The 6,000-nt window shown below is 36.2% G+C and carries 5 protein-coding genes and 1 rRNA gene; all 6 read left to right on the top strand.

What is annotated here, in order from left to right; all coding sequences use genetic code 11:
- Position 1 precedes the first annotated feature (1 nt).
- The 6 genes from rrf (at position 2) to clpC (ending at position 5,837) form a co-directional block, all read left to right on the top strand.
- Positions 2–117: ribosomal RNA gene (rrf, locus tag AQ616_RS18390) — 5S ribosomal RNA — on the top strand.
- A 121-nt stretch (positions 118–238) separates the two neighbouring features.
- Positions 239–937, top strand: coding sequence for an MgtC/SapB family protein (locus AQ616_RS18385; RefSeq protein ID WP_017795095.1), 699 nt, complete (start codon positions 239–241; stop codon positions 935–937).
- A gap of 201 nt (positions 938–1,138) precedes the next feature.
- Entirely contained in the window at positions 1,139–1,606 is a 468-nt protein-coding gene (locus tag AQ616_RS18380; RefSeq protein ID WP_017795096.1) for a CtsR family transcriptional regulator, read from the top strand.
- Between the two features lie 22 nt (positions 1,607–1,628).
- Positions 1,629–2,186 (top strand): protein-arginine kinase activator protein McsA, encoded by a 558-nt coding sequence (mcsA, locus tag AQ616_RS18375; protein ID WP_069686525.1) that lies wholly within the window; start codon positions 1,629–1,631, stop codon positions 2,184–2,186.
- Complete coding sequence (gene mcsB / locus AQ616_RS18370) at positions 2,183–3,247, top strand: protein-arginine kinase McsB (RefSeq protein WP_017795098.1); 1,065 nt, start codon at positions 2,183–2,185, stop codon at positions 3,245–3,247. Before mcsA ends, mcsB begins: the two co-directional genes overlap by 4 nt.
- Positions 3,248–3,407: 160 nt before the next feature.
- Positions 3,408–5,837 carry an ATP-dependent protease ATP-binding subunit ClpC gene (gene clpC / locus AQ616_RS18365; protein ID WP_017795099.1) on the top strand — a complete coding sequence of 810 codons (2,430 nt, stop codon included), beginning with the start codon at positions 3,408–3,410 and terminating at the stop codon, positions 5,835–5,837.
- Positions 5,838–6,000 lie beyond the last annotated feature (163 nt).

Below are 6,000 nucleotides of genomic sequence, written 5' to 3'. Positions count from 1 at the left end.
GTCTGGTAGCGATAGCGAAGAGGCCACACCTGTTCCCATGCCGAACACAGAAGTTAAGCTCTTCAGCGCCGATGGTAGTTGGGGCTTTGCCCCTGCAAGAGTAGGACGCCGCCAGGCAGCGAAAAAAAGAGTTAAGCAGATAGTGCTTAACTCTTTTTGTTATAAATTGATATTCATACGAAATAAACGCAAAGCATAATTATATACTTGGTTAACTAATAAGAGGGGAGGAATGTGTATGACTTCCTTATTGGAATATTTAATGGGAGAAGACTTTTTAATTATTGCTGGTAGATTATTCATAGCATTAATACTATCTGGTTTAATTGGTTTTGAACGAGAAATTAATAATCATTCTGCGGGCTTTCGTACACACATATTAGTAGGTGTTGGTTCTTGTCTCATGATGATACTATCGCTATTTGGATTTTTAAATTTTATGGAAATGTATGATAATGTTCAATTTGACCCCGCACGTATTCCTTCCTATGTTATTAGTGGAATTGGGTTTTTAGGGGCAGGTACCATTATTGTATACGGAGGAACGATACGGGGTCTTACTACAGCTGCATCTATATGGACTGTGGCAGGTATTGGCCTGGTTATCGGGGCAGGGATGTATAGTGTCGCAATTGTAGCAACACTTATTATCCTTGTTAGTTTAATCTTCCTAAATCAAATCGAAAATCTTTTCCCGAAATATAAGTCTAGCAACTTCTTGGAAATCATTGTATCTGATGGATTTCATCTATCCACAGCTGTAGAAGTAATTGAAAAAAATCATTTTACTGTTAAACGGGTTGAGATTCAAACTCTAGAAGGTGGACAAAGAAAAATACATGTTTGGACCAACCTAAGAAAAAATAAAGATTTGATGAATGTATTTGAGGAAATATCAAGTATGGACTCTGTTCAAAACATATCTAAATTAAATTAACCTTATAACGTAAGAGAATCTTAAAATAAAAAGGTCTCTTGCGATATAAGGTTTTTGTTTTGATTTTAGTATTTCTTGTCTAAAATAAGATATGTAATCTATTTGCAACTTTATTTATTTCGCGTATAATAAAAATATAGTCAAAGATAGTCAAAGTCAAAGAAATAAATTTTCATCTTAATAAGATATGAGGTGCAAATTATGAGCAATATATCTGACATAATTGAGCAGTATTTAAAGCAAGTATTACAGTCACAAGGGAAAGATGTTATTGAAATTAAGCGTAGTGAGATTGCTGATCAATTTCAATGTGTACCTTCTCAAATTAACTATGTAATCAATACAAGGTTTACAATAGAGAAAGGATATATTGTTGAGAGTAAACGTGGTGGCGGTGGATACATTCGGATTATGCGAATTCAGCATCAAAGTCAAGCTGTATTAATTGATGAGATTATCCAATTAATTGGTGATTCTATCCCACAACGATCAGCAATAGATATTTTGGAAAGGTTATTAGAAGAGGATCTAGTTACAGAACGAGAAGCTAAACTAATGCTTTCTGCAATAGATAGAACGACGCTTGCTTTTCAATTACCTATAAGAGATGAAATTCGTGCTCGTATTTTAATCTCTATGTTAACAACACTGAAGTATTTGAATAAATAATTCATGTAAGGGGGAATGGATTTTGGAATGCCAAGAATGTCATGAAAACCCAGCGACACTTCATTTTAAACATGTTATTAATGGAGAGGAACGAAAGTTAAGTCTTTGTGAGGCGTGTGCAAAGAAAAAAGGTTATGTTACTTTCCCTGAAGAAGGGTATTCCCTTCATGACCTACTAACTGGATTATTTAATGTAGAAACATTAAATATGAATTCAACAAGTAAGAATCAAATGAAACAGTTAAAAGAAATAAAATGCTCTTCATGTGGAATGACTTTTTCTGAGTTTAAAAAAATTGGAAAGTTCGGTTGTGCTAATTGTTATTCTTCATTTGCACAAAAAGTTGAACCAATATTTCGCAGAGTTCATGCAGGAAACACAAAACATAATGGAAAAATTCCTAAACGAACAGGAATAAATCTACAAACTAGACGCCAGATCGAAATGTACAAACAAGAATTAAAAAACTTTATTGATAATGAAGAGTTTGAAAAAGCTGCTGAGTATAGAGATAAAATTAAGGAACTACAAGCAAAGGCTTCGAAGAAAGATGATTTGAAAGAGGGTGATGATCAATGACATTAGATAAATTTATTGATCAAGCAATTAGCCCTTGGATGCGTGAGGAAGGACCGGATAAAGATATCGTGATGAGTAGTCGAATTAGACTTGCTAGAAATTTTGCCGATCAAACGTATCCTATATTAGCTAATGAAGAAAAATTAGTGGAGATTCAAGAATTTATTCGAGATGAGTATGCAAATAAATCTTTTCAAACTTATAAAGATTTGCAGTATGTTCCTTTGACAGATTTATCACCAGTTGAAAAAAGTGTACTAGTGGAAAAACATCTAATAAGTCCACATTTAATAAAACATTCCGATTATGCTGGTACATTAATCTCGGAAAATGAGCAAGTGTCCATAATGGTTAATGAGGAAGATCATCTTCGCATACAAGTATATTATCCAGGTCTTCAATTAAAAACCGCTTTAGAGCAATCATTTGCATTAGATGATTGGTTAGAAGAAAAAGTCGATTATGCATTTGACGAGACAAAAGGGTACTTAACAAGTTGCCCGACGAATGTTGGAACAGGAATGAGAGCTTCCGTGATGATGCACTTACCTGCATTGGTGCTAACCAAACAGATTAATCGTCTAATACCTGCGATTAGTCAATTTGGTCTTGTGGTAAGAGGGATTTATGGAGAAGGAAGTGAGGCGCTTGGAAATATATTTCAAGTGTCAAACCAAATCACCTTAGGTAAATCCGAACAAGATATTGTAGATGATTTAGAGAGTGTTGTTCATCAACTAATTGAGCATGAACGAATGGCACGTAATCATATACTAGAAAGAACAGGAAAAAAATTAGAGGATCGTATTTTTCGTTCATACGGGACACTAGCATATAGCCGTATCATTGATTCTAAAGAAGCATCTAAATGTATTTCGGATGTTCGTCTAGGAATTGACTTAGGTTGGATAGACAATACTTCAGGGAACATTCTGAATGAATTAATGGTTCTTACACAGCCAGGCTTTTTACAACATTATGCGAATCGATCTCTTCGACCAGATGAGCGTGATATTTTACGTGCGTCAGTTATTCGTGAGAGATTGAAGCTGGAAGAGTAACGTCCTTTCTTTACCTGTTTAATAAAATGTTTAGAGACATGGAATGCAAGGGAATAAGTTAGAAGGCTTTTGTTTCTTCGGATAAATACATTCAAATATATAGCCGATATTCGACCTACCGATATCGATTAAATCTCAGAATAATAGGAGGAAAATCCTTATGATGTTTGGACGCTTTACAGAAAGAGCACAGAAAGTACTTGCACTATCGCAGGAAGAAGCAGTACGTCTAGGCCATAATAACATTGGAACAGAACACATTTTGCTAGGGCTTGTACGCGAAGGAGAAGGAATCGCAGCAAAAGCTTTACAATCTCTAGGTTTAGAGGTTTCGAAAATTCAAGAAGAAGTAGAGAAATTAATCGGAGTGGGTAAACAACCTACGCAATCGATTCACTATACACCTCGTGCAAAAAAAGTAGTAGAACTTTCTCAAGATGAAGCACGAAAACTAGGGCATTCTTATGTAGGTACAGAGCACATCTTACTGGGCTTGATCAGAGAAGGAGAAGGTGTCGCTGCCAGAGTTCTTAATAATTTAGGTGTAAGTCTTAATAAAGCAAGACAACAAGTACTGCAACTGTTAGGAAGTAATGAATCGCAAGCTGGTCGTCAAGGACGTTCAGGACAACAGTCAAATGCAAGCACACCGACGTTGGATTCATTAGCCAGAGATTTAACTGTAAGTGCAAAAGAAGGCAAAATTGACCCGGTAATTGGGCGTTCTAAAGAAATTGAACGAGTGATTCAAGTGCTTAGCCGTCGTACAAAAAACAATCCGGTATTGATTGGGGAACCTGGTGTAGGTAAAACAGCTGTAGCTGAAGGGCTTGCCCAGCAAATTATTGATAATGAAGTGCCAGAAACTTTACGTGATAAACGAGTAATGACATTAGATATGGGTACGGTTGTTGCTGGTACGAAATATCGCGGGGAATTTGAAGACCGCTTAAAGAAAGTAATGGAAGAAATTCGTCAAGCAGGTAATATTATTCTATTCATTGATGAGTTACACACACTTATTGGAGCTGGAGGAGCAGAAGGGGCTATTGATGCTTCGAATATCCTAAAACCATCTCTTGCACGTGGAGAATTACAATGTATTGGTGCAACGACGCTAGATGAGTATCGAAAATATATTGAAAAAGACGCTGCATTAGAACGACGTTTCCAACCAATTCAAGTAGACGAACCAACATTGGAAGAAACAATTCAAATTTTAAATGGCTTGCGTGATCGTTATGAAGCGCATCACCGCGTGACGATTACCGATGAAGCAATTGAAGCAGCAGCGTCATTATCAGACCGCTATATTACCGATCGTTTCTTGCCAGACAAAGCGATTGATTTAATCGACGAAGCCGGATCAAAAGTTCGATTACGTTCGTATACTGTTCCACCAAACTTAAAAGAGCTGGAGCAAAAACTAGATGAGGTACGTAAAGAAAAAGATGCTGCAGTACAAAGTCAGGAATTTGAAAAAGCTGCATCTTTACGAGACTCAGAGCAACGTTTCCGTGAAGAGTTAGAAACGACGAAAAATGAATGGAAAGAAAAACAAGGACAAACAGATTCAGAAGTTACCATGGAAGATATTGCTGCGGTTGTTTCTATATGGACGGGGGTACCCGTATCTAAATTAACAAAAGATGAAAGCGATCGTCTTCTTAACATGGAAGAAATCCTTCATGACCGTGTTATTGGGCAGTCTGAAGCTGTTAATGCAGTTGCTAAAGCGATACGACGTGCTCGTGCAGGATTAAAAGATCCAAAACGTCCAATAGGTTCATTTATATTCTTAGGACCAACTGGAGTAGGTAAAACAGAACTTGCTCGTGCGCTAGCAGAAGTAATGTTTGCAGATGAAGATGCAATGATCCGTATTGATATGTCAGAGTATATGGAAAGACATGCAACTTCACGATTGGTCGGTTCGCCGCCAGGATATGTTGGATATGATGAAGGTGGACAATTAACTGAGAAAGTTCGTCGTAAGCCTTACTCTGTGGTTCTATTAGACGAGGTGGAAAAAGCTCATCCAGAAGTATTTAATATTCTTTTACAAGTGCTTGAAGATGGTCGCCTAACCGATTCAAAAGGAAGAGTGGTTGATTTTCGTAATACAGTTATCATCATGACTTCCAATGTTGGGGCAAGTGAATTAAAAAGAAATAAATACGTTGGTTTCTCTTTAGATGATGAGGAGAAAGACTATAAAGATATGAAATCAAAAGTGATGGAAGAATTGAAGAAAGCTTTCCGTCCAGAGTTCCTAAACCGTATTGATGAAACTATTGTATTCCACTCTTTAGAAAAAGAACATATGAAGGATATTGTGACATTGATGGTGAAACAATTACAAAAACGATTAAAAGAACAAGACCTTCATTTATCATTAACGGATAAGGCAGTTGAAAAAATAGCTAATGAAGGCTTCGATCCAGAATACGGTGCTCGACCATTACGTCGATCCATTCAAAAAAATATCGAAGACTTGTTATCAGAGGAGCTATTAAAAGGAGCCATTGAAAAAGAACAACAGGTTAAAATTGGATTAAATAATAAAGGTGAATTTATTGTTTTACCATAGAAAAAGGTAATATGATGGAATAGAAATAAAGCTAGAGGACTTGATTCTTCTAGCTTTTATTTCCATTTAAGGGATTTTTATGTCAAAACGCCTGGTTGTGGCATAAATATGGAAGATGAATTTGTAAATTGATAGCTTTCTGTAACCTACTACATAAAAAAAT

Origin of the sequence: Oceanobacillus sp. E9, from assembly GCF_001741975.1 — a bacterium.
Classification (GTDB): Bacteria; Bacillota; Bacilli; order Bacillales; family Amphibacillaceae; genus Oceanobacillus; species Oceanobacillus kimchii.
The sequence above is the reverse complement of the archived record's forward strand: the minus strand, read 5'-3'. Positions and strand labels throughout refer to the sequence as shown.